10 protein-coding genes and 1 pseudogene are annotated in these 14377 nt (G+C 61.0%); 9 read left to right on the plus strand and 2 right to left on the minus strand.

Annotation, left to right across the window (positions count from 1 at the left end; translation table 11 throughout):
• Window positions 1-67: 67 nt before the first annotated feature.
• Window positions 68-525, plus strand: a pseudogene (locus CGA21_RS24975) (REP-associated tyrosine transposase).
• Window positions 526-1205: 680 nt separating this feature from the next.
• On the opposite strand, the gene CGA21_RS24980 reads toward CGA21_RS24975, so the two are convergent.
• Together CGA21_RS24980 and CGA21_RS24985 are read right to left on the minus strand one after the other, a co-directional pair.
• On the minus strand, window positions 1206-2363 hold the full coding sequence (locus tag CGA21_RS24980) for an alpha/beta hydrolase family protein (protein WP_188265268.1): 1158 nt from the start codon (window positions 2361-2363) through the stop codon (window positions 1206-1208).
• A gap of 60 nt (window positions 2364-2423) precedes the next feature.
• On the minus strand, window positions 2424-3386 hold the full coding sequence (locus CGA21_RS24985) for a LysR family transcriptional regulator (protein ID WP_110755185.1): 963 nt from the start codon (window positions 3384-3386) through the stop codon (window positions 2424-2426).
• Between the two features lie 278 nt (window positions 3387-3664).
• Between CGA21_RS24985 and CGA21_RS24990 the strand changes: the two genes are divergently transcribed.
• The 8 genes from CGA21_RS24990 to CGA21_RS25025 all read left to right on the plus strand — a co-directional run bounded on the left by CGA21_RS24990 (window position 3665) and on the right by CGA21_RS25025 (window position 14368).
• The gene (locus tag CGA21_RS24990) at window positions 3665-4594 is read left to right on the plus strand and encodes a VOC family protein (protein ID WP_188265269.1); all 930 of its coding nucleotides are present in this window, start codon (window positions 3665-3667) and stop codon (window positions 4592-4594) included.
• Between the two features lie 121 nt (window positions 4595-4715).
• Window positions 4716-5126 carry a Rieske (2Fe-2S) protein gene (locus CGA21_RS24995; protein WP_188265270.1) on the plus strand — a complete coding sequence of 137 codons (411 nt, stop codon included), beginning with the start codon at window positions 4716-4718 and terminating at the stop codon, window positions 5124-5126.
• 87 nt (window positions 5127-5213) lie between these two features.
• Window positions 5214-6338, plus strand: a complete 1125-nt coding sequence (locus CGA21_RS25000; RefSeq protein WP_188265271.1) for an FAD-dependent oxidoreductase — start codon at window positions 5214-5216, stop codon at window positions 6336-6338.
• A gap of 44 nt (window positions 6339-6382) precedes the next feature.
• On the plus strand, window positions 6383-8080 hold the full coding sequence (locus CGA21_RS25005) for a DUF1302 domain-containing protein (RefSeq protein ID WP_188265272.1): 1698 nt from the start codon (window positions 6383-6385) through the stop codon (window positions 8078-8080).
• Window positions 8081-8092: 12 nt separating this feature from the next.
• Entirely contained in the window at window positions 8093-9481 is a 1389-nt protein-coding gene (locus tag CGA21_RS25010; RefSeq protein ID WP_188265273.1) for a DUF1329 domain-containing protein, read from the plus strand.
• Between the two features lie 73 nt (window positions 9482-9554).
• Window positions 9555-10649, plus strand: a complete 1095-nt coding sequence (locus tag CGA21_RS25015; RefSeq protein ID WP_188265274.1) for a WD40/YVTN/BNR-like repeat-containing protein — start codon at window positions 9555-9557, stop codon at window positions 10647-10649.
• Between the two features lie 4 nt (window positions 10650-10653).
• Complete coding sequence (locus CGA21_RS25020; RefSeq protein ID WP_188265275.1) at window positions 10654-13128, plus strand: efflux RND transporter permease subunit; 2475 nt, start codon at window positions 10654-10656, stop codon at window positions 13126-13128.
• Window positions 13118-14368: an MFS transporter gene (locus CGA21_RS25025; RefSeq protein WP_188265276.1), complete on the plus strand. Its 1251-nt coding sequence runs from the start codon at window positions 13118-13120 to the stop codon at window positions 14366-14368. Before CGA21_RS25020 ends, CGA21_RS25025 begins: the two co-directional genes overlap by 11 nt.
• The last annotated feature ends 9 nt before the right edge of the window (window positions 14369-14377 follow it).

The following is a 14377-nucleotide window of genomic DNA, read 5'->3' on the forward strand; positions in this document are numbered from 1 at the left end:
GTGCCTACGCTCTTCGTTTCTGCGCACTAACCTTGTGTTTCGGTTTTGAACACAGGAGGGCAATGGAATGCCTGATGTTCCCCACGCCAATCGCCTGCGCGCCGGGCGCTATTCCCAATCAGGGCAAATTTATCTGCTAACTGCGGTGACTCGCAATCGCGAACCGCTATTCACCGATTGCCGGACAGGGCGGTTCCTGGTGCGGCAGTTCAACAGGCACACACTGACGACCTGGCAGACTCCCTGGCTTGGGTCGTCATGCCCGACCATTTTCATTGGCTGGTCGAGCTGAAGAACAGCACCTTGCCGGCATTGATGCTGGCCATCAAATCCCACAGCGCACGCGCAATCAATGCTCACCTGGGGCGAACGGGAAGTTTGTGGCAAAAAGGCTTTCACGACCGTGCCATTCGCTACGATGAGGATCTACTGGCTGCAGCGCGGTACATCATCGCCAACCCCATACGCGCCGGCCTTGTCAGCCGCGTGCATGATTACCCATTGTGGGACGCCAAATGGCTTTAGGGGCGTTTGCTGAATTTTGGTACGACGCACATTTGTAGGCGCTGGCTTGCTGGTGATGCGGTGGTGAATGTGATGCCGCCATCGCTGGCAAGCCAGCTCCTACAGGGGGTGCGCAGGCATGTTGAATTGTTGGCGTGACACGCAACTGTAGGAGCCGGCTTGCTGGCGATGCGGTGGTGGCCGTGATGCCGCCATCGCTGGCAAGCCAGCTCCTACAGGGGGTGCGCAGGCATGTTGGATTGTTGACGTGACACGTAACTGTAGGAGCCGGCTTGCTGATGATGCGGTGGTGAATGAGATGCGGCCATCGCTGGCAAGCCAGCTCCTACAGGGGTTGCGCAGGCATGTTGAATTGTTGGCGTGACACGCAACTGTAGGAGCCGGCTTGCTGGCGATGCGGTGGTGGCCGTGATGCCGTCATCGCTGGCAAGCCAGCTCCTACAGGGGGTGCGCAGGCATGTTGGATTGTTGGCGTGACACAAGTCTGTAGGAGCCGGCTTGCTGGCGATGCGGTGGTGAATGTGATGCCGTCATCGCTGGCAAGCCAGCTCCTACAGGGGGTGCGCAGGCGTGTTGAATTGTTGGCGTGACACAAGTCTGTAGGAGCCGGCTTGCTGGCGATGCGGTGGTGAATGTGATGCCGTCATCGCTGGCAAGTCAGCTCCCTACAGGAGAACCGGTCAACCAGCGTGCCCGCCCAGGGTTTCGGCGATCCAGTCGGCGATGTACTGTCCGGCGTTGATGCTGTTATCAAAGCTGGAATGCTGCACACCCCCTTCACGTTCGGTGAAGATCTTCAGTTCACGCTTGGGGCTGTTGACCAGTTGCTCGTAGGTACGGTGTGCCCACTTCAGTGGGATCTGCGAATCCTTTTCACCATGGGTCACCAGGAAAGGCACCTTGATGCGATCCAGCACACCGTCCAGGTGTACGTTTTCGGCGATGGCCATGAACTCATCCATGTCTTTTGCACCCCACACCCATTGCACGTGCGCCCAGTAGTGCGGTACCGGGAAGCTGCCTTCTTTTTCCAGGCGGCGCTTTTGCACATCGCGCCAATCATGGTTCGCGCCCCACACCACACCGCAGGCAAACCGTGGCTCGAAGGCTACCGCGCGCGGGCAGTAATAACCGCCAAGAGAGACGCCCTCCAGACCGATGCGCTTGGCGTCCACGTCGCTTCGGGTTTCCAGCCAGTCGACCACGCGGCTGGCCCAATGCTCGCTGTCGAAACGGGCGATCAGGTTATGCAGGCGTAGGGCCTCACCTGTACCAGGCTGGTCGATGATCAACGACGAGATGCCGCGTTTTGCCAGCCAGGCGGGCAGGCCGACGCGGTATTTCATTTCCTTGGTCGAATCCAGTCCATTGACCTGCACCAGGATCGGCGCGGGGCCGGTCACGCCTTCGGCCCGCACCAGCAACCCGGAAATATGTCTGCCCTCGTAGGGGATTTCAACGCGCTCGCAGTTCTCCCGCGACAGTTCGATACCGCGCTTGAAGGTCTGCAAAAAGCGCTGGTACAGCTCGCTGCGACCCGGCGCGCCATGGGCCTGCAAGCGCTCGCAGGTGAGGTAATAGGTAGCGGCTCGGTTGTATTTTTCGCCAGCGGACAACAGCCGGCCAAGGCCTTCGTCTTCCTCGGCAAGCCCGCAGAGCTTGTCGGCCATCTTCGCCCAGGTTTCGCGGAACGCCTTGGTGCCCGCGGCGTCAGGCTGCCGGGCGGCTTCCTGCAGTGGCGCGCACATCTCTTCGATTTCGCCCATGCGGGCACCCATTTCGATGGCCAGGTTGACTGAGAGATTCCACACGTAATTGGTCGGGAAATAACGGAACATGAGGGTTGTTGTCCTTGTGGTTGCCTTGAACATTCACAAGGCACGTTAAGGACGCCCCGGCTAATTGACCAATCGCGACTCGGGATGAGAGGTATCGCGAGCGGCGATAGGATCGCGTTCCAGATGCTGGATGAACTCGCTGATGCGCTCACGCAGCCAGCGGTGCATCGGATCGCCGTCCACGCTGCGGTGCCAGAGCATGACCTCGCGCATGACCGGAATCTTCACCGGAGGATTGAGGATGCGCAGTGGCAGGTGCTGGGCATACAGGCGCGCCAGGCGCTGGTGCATGGTGGCGATGCGTTGAGTGCCGACGACCAGTTGCGGCAGAGTGTTGAAGTCGTTGGTGATGACTTCGATACGGCGGTTGAAACCATACTGGTTCATGAACCATTCTTCGATGCTCAAGTGCCGGGTGCGACCAAAACCGACGGAGACGTGGCCCATGTCCATGTACTGCTCCAGGGTCAGGCTGTCGCCAACCTGGGTATTGCCGTCCCACACCACACAGACATGTTCTTCCTCGAACAGCAGCTTGTGGGGGTGGCCGTCGATGATGTAGCGCTCAGGCACGATCATCAGGTCGACCTCGCCGCGAATCAGCAGCTCACCGGAATTGTCGCCAGGGCCGAGCATCTCGAACGTGATGTTCGGGGCTTCCTGATGGATCTTCTGAATCACCTGGGCGAACAGCACGCTGATCAGGTAATCCGAGGTCACCAGGCGGAAGTGGCGTTTGCTGGTAGTGGGATCGAACACCGGCTTGGCAGTGATCGAGGATTGAATCGTCAGCAGCACTTCGCGGATCGGTTTGGCGAGCTCCCGGGCGTAGGGCGTGGGCTGCATCTTGCGCCCCACCTGCACCAGCAGCTCGTCTTCGAAATAACTGCGCAAACGCCCGAGCACGCCACTGGTTGCGGACTGCGTCATGTGCAGGCGCTCGGCGGCACGGGTGATGTTCTGCTCTTCGAGCAGCACATCGAGTGCCACCAGCAGATTGAGATCCAGGTGGTTGAAACGCATCAGGCAGGCCCGCTGTTGTATTTATTTTGACGATACATTCCGGTGAATTCATCGTCTCGTCAACCCCGTTTGTGCGCCGTCCTCCTGCACATTCAGGTATCGCGTTTGCCGATAGGTCGCATCCCCACTCGCGATTAGTCAGCTGCCAAATCCCACGTCAATCTTCGCCGCAGTCGGACCTTTGGCCGACACCACCACCGGATTCCATGCCTCGCTGATCGGCCTTGTCGAGCGCTCGGCAGCAGTCTCCGGATCATAATTTCAATGGAGTGGTAGCCATGAACATCATTGGCCTTGATGCCCTGATCTTTGGCGTCGATGACATCCAAGCCTGTACCGATTGCCTGCGTGACTACGGCCTGGCGCCAGTTGACGTCGACAGCCACGGCGGGCGCTTCGAAGCGCTGGACGGCACTGCCGTGATCATTCGCCGAGCGGACGATCCGAACCTGCCGGTTGCGCTTGGCCCGGCACCGTCTATACGCGAAACCGTCTACGGCGTTGCCAGCGCGGCGGACCTCGACGCCATCGAAGACGAATTGGCGCGCGACCGTCAGGTCTCCCGGGAAAACGGCGTGCTGCACAGCGTCGACGACATGGGCTTCGCAATCGCCTTCCAGGTCACCGTGCGCAAGGCTTATAACGCCCCGGATGACCTGACCAATGCCGCCGGCCACTCGCCGCAACGGCCGTTGAACCAGCCGGGCATTACGCTCGATATGAGTGCGGTGCCACGCACCTTGTCCCACGTAGTTTATTTCGTTCCCGACGCGGCCAAAGCCGAAGCGTTCTACGCCGAACGCCTGGGCTTTCGGACCACGGACACCTTTATCGGTGCCGGGCCGTTCATGCGTCCGGCCGGTTCCGATGATCACCACTGCCTGTTCATGATCCAGACCCCGCCACACATGAAGGGCTGCGAACACTTCACCTTCCACATGGGCAGTGGCACCGAAGTGCTGTTGGCCGGCACACGTTTCGAGCAAAAGGGCTGGACCAGTTTTTGGGGGCCTGGGCGCCACCTCTTTGGCTCCAACTGGTTCTGGTACTTCAACAGTCCGTTGGGTTGCCACATTGAATACGACGCCGACATGGATAAACACGATGACGCCTGGGAGGCCCGTCGCGCGCCGTTGTCGGCGGATAACTCGCAGCTGTTCCTGTTCAACTCAAAAGAAAAATGGGCACCCGGAGGCCCGCCTTTGTAGGAGCTGGCTTGCCAGCGATGGTCGTTAACGATGACGCGGCAAGCCTGACGCCCCGCGGTGCTCTCAGGTTTTTCGTCGGAACTCCGCCCGGAGCATGCTCGCTCCTACACAGGTTTCTGTCATGCACCACAGCGATTTTCCCCTTTGCCGGATAGACGAACTGATGGAAGGGCAGGCGCGCGGATTCGATCCATTGCAGCGCGGCAGGGACAGTGTCTTTGCCTTGGTGCACGAGGGGCAGCTGCGGATTTATCGCAACAGTTGCCCACACCTGGACGTACGCCTGGAGTACCGCAAAGACCGTTTTTTATCCGCCGACGGCCAGTTGATCGTCTGTTACGCCCACGGTGCGCAGTTTCTGCCGAGTACCGGTGAATGCGTCTACGGCCCCTGTCTGGGCCAATCGCTGGAGGCATTGCCGTGGCGCGTGGAGGAGGGCTGGCTGGTGCTGCAAATGCCCGGCATTCGGATCGCGCCGCCCGCCGTCGAGGTATCGCGTTTGGAGATACATCGCATCCCTACTCGCGATTAGTCAAATCCCTGCTTTGACGGGAAGCTGGACCCAACGACGCAGTGCCCGACGCTGCATCGAATCACAAGAATAACAAGTGAGAAAACCATGAGTGCAGTGAACAAAGTTCTGATCGTGGGCGGTGGCATTGGTGGCTTGTGTGCGGCCATCGCCTTGCGGCGCAAGGGCATCGAGGTCGATCTGATCGAGCTCAAGTCGGAGTGGACGGTGTACGGCGTCGGGATCATCCAGCAAAGCAACGTGGTCCGCGAGATGGCCAAGCTGGGCGTGCTCGACGGTTACCTCGATGCGGCGTACGCCTTTGAAGACGTCGCCATTTATGGCCCGGCCGGTCAGCAGCTGGCGCGCATCCCGGGTCAACGCCTGGCAGGGCCTGCGTACCCGGCCAACGTCGGTATTTCACGCCTGGCGCTGCACAAGGTCCTCAGCGAAACGGCGCTGGAGCTCGGTGCTCAAGTACGCCTGGGGCTGAGCGTGGAATCCTTGAAGGACACAGGCGATAGCGTGGATGTGCTGTTCACCGATGGCAGCAGTGCGGTCTATGACCTGGTGGTCGGCGCTGACGGTCTGTTCTCCAGGGTTCGCGATCTGCTGTTCGGCGACACCTACACACCACGCTTCACCGGCCAATCGGTGTGGCGCTATAACTTCCCGCGCGCGCCGCAGATCGACCACCTCGCCAACTACCAGAGCGCCGAAGGCAATGCCGGCCTGGTGCCGCTGGCCGGTGACCTGATGTACCTGTTCCTCACGTCCCACGAACCGTCCAACCCGTGGATGGATCCTACGACCCTGGCCGAACAGATGCGTCAGCGCTTGCAGGGCTTTACCGGCCTCATCGGCGAACTGCGTGAGCAAATCACCGACAGCAGCCAAGTGGTCTACAAGCCGATGGAAGTGGTGTTCGTCGACGAGCCCTGGTATCGCGGCCGCGTCCTGCTGATCGGCGACGCCGCCCACGCGACCACGCCGCACCTCGGGCAAGGGGCCGGCATGGCGATTGAAGATGCCATCGTGCTCAGTGAAGAACTGACCCGCGACGGCAGCATCGAGCAACAACTGCAGCGCTTCATGGCACGCCGTTTCGAGCGCTGCAAATACATCAGCGAAAGCTCGGTGCTGGCCGGTGACAAGGAAATGCAACACGACCGCGAGTTCGACCGCATTGGCCTGGTCAAGCAGATGCTCGCGCGGACGGCTGAGCCCATCTGATTCACCCGCAGCAGTTACCACTATAAAAACAAGAGGTTAACGCGATGGTTAGTTCCACGACTGCGACGCTTGCGCGCCGCCCGGTCAGCACGTCTGCACCCTTTGCTTTCAGTCTGGCCGCGGCCCTGGTGCTGTGCAGCCAGGCGGCCCTTGCCTTTTCGGTGGATACCGGCAATCCGGATTTCAACCTGCGTTGGGATAACACCGTGAAGTACAGCGCTGCCTGGCGCACGCAAAATCCCAGCAGCAAACTGACCGAGGGCCAAGTGGCACTCAACCAGGACGACGGCGACCGGGCCTTCAAAAAGGGCTTGATTTCCAACCGTACGGACATCCTTTCCGAACTGGATATGTCGTTTAAAAATGTCGGCGCGCGCCTCAGTGGGGCGGCCTGGTACGACACCGCCTATCAACACGATAACGACAACGACGACCCGGCACGGGCCAACGCCCGTTCCGTGGCCTACGACGAATTCACCGACGACACCCGCCACCTGCATGGCGGCGACGGTGAATTGCTTGATGCGTTCGTGTACTGGAACGGCTCGCTGGCCGATCACGCCACGTCCGTGCGCGCCGGGCGCCACGGGTTGATCTGGGGCGAGAGCCTGTTCTTCGGGGCCAACGGCATTGCCGGTGGCATGGCGCCGGTCGATGTGGTGAAGGCGCAGTCCGTACCCAACACCCAGTTCAAGGAAATCACCCGGCCGGTGAGTCAGCTGTCGGGGACTTTTCAACTGACCAACGACGTGTCGCTCGGCGCCTTTTACCAGTTGGAATGGGAAGAGACGCGCCTGCCGGGCGCCGGCAGTTACTTCTCCACCAGTGACACCATTGGTGAAGGCAACGAACGCTTGATCGTGGGGGCGCCGTTTCCAGCGTTTCTCGGTGGCAACGCCAGCAGCCCGGCGGCGTTCTTCCATGGCAATGACAAGGAAGCGAAAAGCTCGGGGCAGGGCGGCTTGCAGTTGAAGTACAGCGCCGAGACGGTCGAGTACGGCCTGTATGCGATCCAGTACCACGACAAGACCCCCAAGCTGTATCTCAAGCCGTCGACCGGTGCGCCGAACTTCAGCACCGGCCAGATCGGTGAGTATTACTGGGTGTACCCCGAGGATATTCGTGCTTTCGGTGCCAGTTTTTCCACCACGATGGACGAGTACAGCTTCGCTGGCGAAGCCTCGATGCGCTGGAACATGCCGCTGGTTTCCAACGGCCAGACCGTCCTGCCCGGGGTGGTCGCCGATAACGATGACGATGCCCTGTATGCCGTCGGCCGTACCGCCCACGTCAACCTCAACGTCCTGGCCTCGTTCGGGCCGAACTTCCTTGCCCGGGAATCGGGACTGGTCGGTGAGATCGCCTGGAACCGCCTGCTGAGTGTCACCAAGAACCGTGCCGCCCTTGACCCCAATGCCACCGATGACGGCCTCGGTTTCAAGGTGGTCTACACCCCGACTTACCGCCAGTTTTTCTCCGGCATCGATATCAGTTTTCCGGTCGGTCTCAGCTATTTCCCGCTGGGCAAATCGGCCGTTGTCAGCTCCTTCGGCCCCGACAACGGCGGCGACATGAACATCGGCATCACCGCGACCTACCTGGATCGCGTCACCGCCGGGCTGACCTACACGCATTACTACGGCGCCGAGGACACCAACCTCAACGCGCTCAGCCAGTTCAATTACAAGCAATCGCTGAAAGACCGGGACTACCTGGCTTTCTCCGTCAAGACCACGTTTTAAGAGGACTTGCGCATGACCCACAATAAGAAAACCGGTGCCTTCAAGCTCAAGGCCCTGTGCTTTGCACTGCTCGGCAGCCTGGCCATTTGCAGTCAGATGACATGGGCGGCGACGTCGGAAGACGCGGCCAAACTGTCAAAAAGCCTGACGCCTTTCGGTGCCGAGCGTGCCGGTAATGCCGATGGCTCCATTCCGGCCTGGGACGGTGGTTACACCAAGGTCGATCCTACGTTCAAGGAAGGCGGCAAGCGTTCCGATCCGTTCGCCGCAGACAAGCCACTGTTCAGCATCACCTCGAAAAACCTGGCGCAGTACGCAGGCAAACTCAGCGACGGCACCAAGGAAATGTTCAAGCGTTTCCCGGACACCTATCGCATCGATGTGTACCCGACCCGGCGCACAGCCGCCGCGCCGCAATGGGTGTATGACAACACTCTGAAAAACGCCACCCGCGCCAGGCTGGTCGACAGCAGCGCCGGTCCCGTGCCTGAAGGCGCCTTTGGCGGGATCCCGTTCCCGATCCCGCAAAATGGCGCAGAAGCCATGTGGAACCATCTGTTGAACTGGCGCGGTACCTCGCTATCGATGCATTTCCGTCATTACCTGATGACCGCCGACGGCAAGCAGGTCATGACCACCGACGGCCAGGCTATCCAGGAGATGCCGTATTACTACCAGGAAGGCACGCCGGAGTCGTTCGGCGGTGACTATTGGCTGTTCCGTCTGCTCAACGTCGGGCCGCCGTTGCGCGCCGGCGAGCAGATCATGGGTCGCACCAACATCAATGGCGACCTGTCCCAGGCCCACGTTTACCTGACCGGTCAGCGCCGCGTACGCAAACTGCCCAATGCCTGCTGCGATACACCGACACCGGCGACTGCCGGGGTGATGTCGTTCGACGAATTGAGCGTGTTCCAGGGCCGCATGGACCGTTTCAACTGGAAACTGGTGGGCAAGCAGGAGATGTACATCCCCTACAACACCAACAAGGTGCAAACCGCCGCCAAACCTGAAGACCTGTTTCTCGCCCACCACATGAACCCGGACTACGTGCGCTGGGAATTGCACCGGGTGTGGGTGGTCGAGGCCGATCTTGCACCGGGCAAGCGTCACCAGTTGCCGAAGGGCCGCTACTACCTCGATGAAGACACCTGGCAAGCCATGTTGGGCGATCGCTGGGACGCCAACGGTCAACTGGCCAAGACCCTGTGGTCGTTGCCGGCGGTCCTGCCGGACCTGCCCGCGCAAGCGCAATTGTCCTCGGGTTTCTATGACCTGACTTCCGGTGCCTGGTTTATCCAGAACGTCTACACCGGCCAGCCTGAGCAGTACGGCATGGTCGATCGCTACAAGGCCTCCGAGTTCTCGCCGGCGGCGATGGCGGGTGCTGGCGTTCGTTGAAACGGACGGTGAGTTCGGCCGGATCGTGGCTTGCGCAGCGTGATCCGGTTTCAAACGGTATTTCGAGGTCGGTATGAACAGATTCTGTCAGGTGATTGTTCGGCTGGTGTGGCTGATGGCGATGCCGTTTAGCCTGGCGCATGCCGAGGCGGTGGGCAACGCACTGAACACCCCGGCGATGCAGGCGCCGCAAGCGAAATCCGCGGTGCTGCTGGACCTGGCCCGGGCGGGTGCGCGGCTGGTCGCGGTGGGGGAGCGGGGCATCGTGCTGCTTTCCGATGACAACGGCGTCAACTGGCGGCAAGCCGTCGTGCCGGTTTCGGTCAGTCTGACGGCCGTGCAGTTTGTCGACGCCAATACCGGCTGGGCTGTGGGGCATGCCGGTGTCGTGCTGGCTTCCCGCGACGGAGGGGAACACTGGGTTGTGCAAATGGACGGCTTGCGTGCCGCACAGCTAGAGCTGGTAGGCGCCACTGCTCAACTGCCTTCTGCGAGCGATCCGGATGCCGCAGCGGCACGTGTGCAAACGGCCGAACGGCTTGGCGCCGAAGGAGCCGACAAACCGTTTCTCGCCCTGCAATTCGTCGATGCCCGGCACGGCCTGATCGTCGGCGCGTACGGCCTGGCCTTTCGCACCGACGATGGCGGCACCACCTGGCATTCCATCATGGGGCAAATAGATAACCCGATGGGCGCGCACTTGTCTTCCATCGTTCAACAGGGCGAGCACTGGTTCCTGGCGGGCGAGCAGGGTTATCTCGCTCGTTCGGACGATGCCGGCCTGTCATTCACCCAGCTGCAAAGCCCTTACGCGGGGAGCTTCTTCACCCTGCAGATGCGCGACGACGGCGTGTTGCTGGTGGCAGGTTTGAAGGGCAATGCTTTTACCTCCCGTGACCTGGGCGAAAGTTTCCAGCCTGCCCCGGTGTCGATGCCGGTGTCTTTCAGTGACGCAGTTCGCACCGCTGACGGCCAGCTACTGCTGGTCAATCAGAGTGGCGCCTTGTTTCGCACCAACAACCAGCCCGGCGCATTGCTCAAGCCTTATGGCAAACCGCTCGGCAAGCCCGTTGCCAGTGTCATCGAGGCCGCTGACGGCAGCGTGACGCTGGCTGGTTTTACTGGGTTGACGCGCCTGTCGCCGTCAATCGCTACCGCTTCGGAGTGAGGTTATGACGTCTCTCGACAACGCCACGGCAAGCCTGGCGAATTTCGATCCGCGCTCCGGTTCAGTGGTGGAACGCACATTGTTCAACCATCGCCTGTGGGTGCTGTTGGTGTGTGTGTTGACCACCCTGGTGCTTGGGTATCAAGCCACCCGTATCGAGCTCAATGCCAGCTTCGAAAAGATGATCCCCACACAACAGCCCTACATCGCCAACTACCTTGAGCACCAGAAACAGCTCACCGGCCTGGGTAATGCCCTGCGCATTGTGGTCGCCAACCGACATGGCGATATCTATGACGCCGAGTACCTGAAAACCCTGCAAGCCATGAGTGACAAACTCTATCTGACGCCGGGTGTCGACCGGGCCTACATGAAGTCGCTCTGGACACCCGCCACGCGCTGGGTTGCCGTGACCGAAGACGGCCTCGATGGCGGCCCCGTGATACCGGATGACTACAGCGGCACCGCCGCTAACCTCGAGGCGCTGCGGCGCAATGTCCAGCGCTCCAATGAAATCGGGCAGTTGGTGGCGTTCGACCAGACCTCGAGCATCATCTACGTGCCTTTGCTGGCCTCCACCGGCGACGGCAAACCGCTTGACTACGCGGTGTTGTCCGAGCAACTGGAGGCACTGCGTAGCACGTATCAAAGCGCCAACATCGACATTCACATCACCGGGTTCGCGAAAAAGGTCGGCGACCTGATTGCCGGCCTGAAGCAGATCCTGTTGTTTTTTGCCGTCGCGATCCTGATCACCACCGCTGTGCTTTTCTGGTATACCCGTTGCCTGCGCAGCACCATGCTGGTGGTGCTGTGCTCGCTGGTGGCGGTGGTCTGGCAGCTCGGTTTGCTGCCCTTGCTGGACTACCAACTGGACCCGTATTCGGTGCTGGTGCCCTTCCTGGTGTTTGCCATCGGCATGAGCCACGGCGCGCAGAAGATGAACGGCATCATGCAGGACATCGGTCGCGGCATGCACCGGGTCGTGGCCGCGCGCTTTACCTTTCGCCGTTTGTTTCTCGCCGGGCTGACCGCACTGCTGTGCGATGCCGTGGGTTTTGCGGTGCTGATGCTGATCAAGATCCAGGTTATTCAAGACCTCGCGGTGATCGCCAGCATCGGTGTGGCGGTGTTGATCTTCACCAACCTGATCCTGCTGCCGGTGTTGCTCTCGTATGTCGGTGTCACCCCGCGCGCGGCACAACTGAGCCTCAAGAGCGAACAGGCCGAGCAAACCGGGCAGACGCGCCATGCCTTCTGGCGTTTTCTCGACCTGTTCACCCATCGGCGCTGGGCCAGCCTGTGCATTGCCATCAGCCTCGCGCTGGCGGCGGTGGGTTTTCTGGTCAGCCTGCAACTGAAAATCGGCGACCTAGATGCCGGCGCGCCGGAGTTGCGTGCGGACTCGCGCTACAACCAGGACGATGCCTTTTTGACCCGTCACTACGGCGCCAGCAGCGACCTGTTCGCGGTCATGGTGAAAACCCCGGCCAGCAGTTGCGCACGCTACGACATTCTCGCCAAGGTCGACGCCCTGGACTGGCAACTGCGTGCCTTGCCGGGCGTTGATTCGACCAACTCGCTGGCGCTGCTGAACCGACGCATGCTGGTCGGCCTCAGTGAAGGCAACCCGAAGTGGTACGAACTGCAGAACAACCAGGCGATGCTCAACATGATCACCGCCAGCGCACCGCGCGGGTTGTACAACGAAGACTGCAGCCTGTTGACCCTGTATGCCTACCTCACCGACCACAAGGCCGAAACGCTGACGCGCCTGGTCGAACACGTGGAAAAATTTGCCGCGGCAAATAACACCGACGAGGTGCAATTCCTTCTGGCCGCCGGTAATGCCGGCATCGAAGCGGCGACCAACATCGTGGTCAAGCAAGCCAACCGCGAGATGCTGGTCTGGGTCTACGGCGCGGTCATTGTGCTGTGCCTGATCACCTTCCGCTCCTGGCGCGCCACGCTGTGCGCGGTGATTCCCTTGATGCTGACGTCGATCCTCTGCGAAGCCTTGATGGTCTGGCTGAACATCGGCGTGAAAGTCGCCACGCTGCCGGTCATCGCCTTGGGCGTGGGCATCGGTGTCGACTATGCGTTGTACGTGATGAGCATCCTCCTGGGTCATCTGCGCCAGGGGGCAAGCCTGTCCGAAGCCTATTACCGCGCGCTGGTTTCTACCGGCAAGGTGGTGATGCTGACCGGTATCACCCTGGCCATTGGCGTCGCGACCTGGACGTTTTCACCGATCAAGTTCCAGGCCGACATGGGCGTGCTGCTGGCGTTCATGTTCGTCTGGAACATGGTCGGTGCCTTGGTGTTGCTGCCGGCGCTGGCGTACTTCCTGTTACCCGCACGCAGCGAGGCACAGGGTGCCGTTGTGCCAATGGCGTCAGCCAACGTGGCGGGGTCTGAGTCGGTGGTTATTGCCGACGTTCATCAGCTGCGAATCAAGGAGCTCTGCCATGGTCGCTAATTCCCCCGTAGAAAACGCCAGCCGACAAGCCGGCTTGGCGCAATCGCTGTTGTTGCTGCTGGGTAGCTGTTTGCCGGTGCTGGGCGCGGTGTTGCTGGCCCCGGTATTACCGCGGATGCAGGCGCATTTTGCCGACGTGCCCGGCAGCGCCGTGCTGGTGCCTGTGGTGTTGACCTTGCCGGCTTTGATGATCGCCTTGCTGGCGCCGTTCGCCGGGCTGATCGCCGATCGGCTGGGGCGCAAGCCATTGTTGCTGGCCAGCATGTTGTTGTACGTGCTCTGCGGCGTGCTGCCGCTCTGGCTCGACTCGTTGCCGGCAATCGTGCTCAGTCGTGCGGGCATCGGATTGGCCGAGGCGGGGATCATGACCTGCTGCACCACATTGATGGGCGACTACTACAGCGGTGCCAGGCGTGAGCGATTGTTCGCCTTGCAGATGGTCGCCACGTCGTTGTCGGCGGCGGTGTTCATCGCGCTGGGTGGCTTTCTCGGACAAAACGACTGGCGTACCCCGTTTGGCTTGTACGCCGTAGGCCTGGTTTTCCTGCCGCTGATGGCCTGGAAACTGTGGGAGCCGCAGCCTCGCACGCAGCCAGAGCGAGCAACGCCGCCGGTGCCGGCAGGCAAATTTCCATGGCGCGCCCTTATGCCCATGTATGTGTTGTCGCTGTTGGCGGGCATGAGCCTGTTTATCGTGCCGGTACAGGCCGGCTACCTGCTCAACCTGCTGCACGTGGATGCCCCGCAACAGATCGGCATCACCATGGGCGCCAATCAACTGGGCGTGCTCATCGGGGCGTTGAGCTTCCGTTTGTTCAGCGGGATGCGGGGGCAACACATGCTGTTGATCGCCTTCGTACTGGCGGGCATCGGCGGGCTGTTGATGGCTGACGCCTTGACCCATGTGCAGGTCGTGGTTGCCGTGACGATCAACGGCCTGGGCATCGGCTTGATGCTGCCCACGCTGATCACCTGGATCATGGCGCAAGTCAATTTCCATCAACGCGGGCGGGCGGCGGGGTGTTTTACCGCGGCCATCTTTGCCGGCGAATTTATCAGCCCCCTGGTGGTTCTCGGCCTGACCGCTGGCGTCGTCACCGCGCTACCGCATGCGTTGGCCATCGTCGGAGGGCTGCAACTGTTGGTGGCGGCGTTTTGTCTGGCCGTGCCCCGGCTCGGTGGCCTGTCACCTCATGCGAATGTTGTTGCCGGTGGCACCACCGCCGGCGACGGAAACTGAACGAGGATA

It is taken from the genome of Pseudomonas sp. PSB11, assembly GCF_014596605.1.
GTDB lineage: Bacteria > Pseudomonadota > Gammaproteobacteria > Pseudomonadales > Pseudomonadaceae > Aquipseudomonas > Aquipseudomonas umsongensis.